3 protein-coding genes are annotated in these 2,219 nt (G+C 42.5%); 1 reads left to right on the forward strand and 2 read right to left on the reverse strand.

The features are described from left to right. Positions 1 to 74 precede the first annotated feature (74 nt). The gene (locus tag ACO6V1_RS23520) at positions 75 to 569 is read right to left on the reverse strand and encodes a hypothetical protein (protein ID WP_422450638.1); all 495 of its coding nucleotides are present in this window, start codon (positions 567 to 569) and stop codon (positions 75 to 77) included. A 197-nt stretch (positions 570 to 766) separates the two neighbouring features. On the opposite strand from ACO6V1_RS23520, the gene ACO6V1_RS23525 reads away from it, so the two are divergent. Then, positions 767 to 1,542 (forward strand): IS5 family transposase gene (locus tag ACO6V1_RS23525; protein ID WP_422468965.1). Its coding sequence is split into 2 segments (ribosomal slippage): positions 767 to 1,106 and positions 1,106 to 1,542, totalling 777 coding nucleotides; the frame shifts between segments, so codons are not numbered across the junction. Positions 1,543 to 1,911: 369 nt separating this feature from the next. Here ACO6V1_RS23525 and ACO6V1_RS23530 read toward each other — a convergent pair. Further along, positions 1,912 to 2,154, reverse strand: coding sequence for a group II intron maturase-specific domain-containing protein (locus tag ACO6V1_RS23530; protein ID WP_422450640.1), 243 nt, complete (start codon positions 2,152 to 2,154; stop codon positions 1,912 to 1,914). Positions 2,155 to 2,219 lie beyond the last annotated feature (65 nt).

A 2,219-nucleotide genomic window follows, 5' to 3' on the forward strand; every position in this document is an offset into this window, starting at 1 on the left:
GGTGCAGAGAGTGCGGTCACACTGAGAAACCGCAAATATAGGTCAAATTAAACTGATGCTTTTATGTTCTTGAACTACTGAGAAAGTTGAAATTCTTTACCTTGTTGAGAAGTAAAGTATCCTCTATCATCGGCCATAGCTAATACAATTTTTATAGGGTTATTACCTTCTTTTGTGATCCCTACCAGAGCAATCTCAGTTTCGCTAACTTCCATTTTTTTCAATATATCTATATCCTTAGGAGATGAATAATCAATTTTTGCATGGAAAGTAGCCTCATATGCTTCTGCATTTTTCTTTAGCTTATCATCAACATTTAATGTGCTATGAGATTTAGCTGAGTCAGCTGTGTATACATCATTGCTTTTAAATGGTGAATTTCTTTCTGAAAAGTTTACACTGCGTTGAGTAATTGGTTTATTGTCGTGATCCTGGGATGAATAAGAATCGGCTTTTTTTATTTCAGACTGCGTAGCAACTTTATCTGAGTCTCTATCGCTTTCTAGAGTCTTGTTATTTATCTGGGGTATAATCTTTGAACCAGTATGAATATGATTTGTAGGTAACATTTTTTTAACCTTTACTATTGGGGATAATTCCATTACACCAATATGAGGTGCAATATCCCTTTGAAAATAAGGTTTTAAAAAAGTTCCCGTTTCGAAAAGTTTAGAGACTGTTGTAAAAGTTACTGACCATTAACTCAGGATAAAAAACCCAACGTCGTCTATAACTACAGTATCTGATTAGTTTAAGGAGGATAATTATGTATCCATCCGACCTGACCAATGACGAGTGGACAATCCTCAAGCCTCTATTCCCTGACCCTGGCTATGATACTCCAAAAAATGGGCGACCACGTGACTGGAGTTATCGTCTGATATTGAATGCCATATTCTATCTCACTAAAACAGACTGTCAGTGGCGAATGCTACCTTCTGACTTTCCATCATGGAGTACTGTCTACACCTATTTCCGAATCTGGAAAAAAGATGGCACATGGAAGAAGGTGCATGATGCACTTCGTGACCAGATGCGAATTCAGGCGGGCAAAGAGCCACAACCAACCGCAGCAAGCATTGACTCCCAATCCGTGAAAACCTCGGTAAAAGGGGGGATCGAGGCTATGATGGCGGGAAGAAAATAAAAGGCAGAAAGCGTCATATAGCTGTTGATACTCTTGGCCTGATTCTGGTGGTATGGGTACACGCAGCCGCATTTAGTGATAGTTTTGCAGGTCAGTTCATACTGGCTCACCTTAAGAAATACTTTAAAAACATCCGGAAAGTCTGGGCTGGCTGTGGCTACCGGGGTTACCTTGAAGAGTGGTTTTATCGCTTCAAACCCAAAAGGGAACTTGAAATCACAAAACGCCCACGTGGAAAGTTTGTCGTTCAAGCCAGGCGCTGGGTTGTGGAGAGAACCTTTGGCTGGTTTGAAGGATCCAGACATTTATCTAAAGACTATGAACAGCTGCCAAGGAGTTCAGAAGCCTTCGTTTATATATGCATGATTCGCATAATGCTACGAAGGCTTAAGTAGTTTTAAAACAGCCTCTTAGAGCTTTTTACTACAGAGGCTTCCACACAGTGACCCAGAAAATGCACCTAAATCGGGTAAGGGCTGGTCTTTCTCCAACCCTCCCCACAGCACCCGGCATGCGGGTCCGCACCGGGCGGTTCAACGATGATGGTGAAACCTGATCCATAAGTCTTTCAACGAAACAAGCCCAATTTTCACGAGGTAACTGTTGTTTAGTGCCTGTTGCACCGCATAGGTTTTACTCAGACGGTAATACCCTTTGCTGCTGGCTGCGATCTTGGCGGCGTTCATTTTATCAACGCCTAACCTGACCAGATTCTTAAAACGGGTTTTCGGCTTGCGCCATTGCTTCAGGAAACAGCAACGGATTCACCGACGTATCCATTGATCCAGCAGGGGAATTGGTCGGTAATATTCCGATAACCGGAAATACCCCATCCAACCCCGGATATATTGCGCCAGTTTGTGTAACCGATGTTGCATTGAGACACCCCAGCGACGACTGGTCAACTTGAGTATCCTGTATCTGAATCGGTCCAGACACTTCTGGGTCCAGCGAACTTTCTTCCCTGTGAAGGTGAAACTCAGGAATTCGCTTTCTGTTGCTTTCACAACCTTCTCATTATAAAGAGCTTTTCCGGGAGTTAATCTTCAGTTTCAATTTGCGTTCAATGAAC

It is taken from the genome of Endozoicomonas sp. ALC013, from assembly GCF_049310205.1.
GTDB lineage: Bacteria > Pseudomonadota > Gammaproteobacteria > Pseudomonadales > Endozoicomonadaceae > Endozoicomonas.

Bases quoted from the DNA above. Each gene is read 5' to 3' on its own strand.
- ACO6V1_RS23520 (WP_422450638.1), bottom strand. From the start codon at position 569: ATGTTACCTACAAATCATATTCATACTGGTTCAAAGATTATACCCCAG.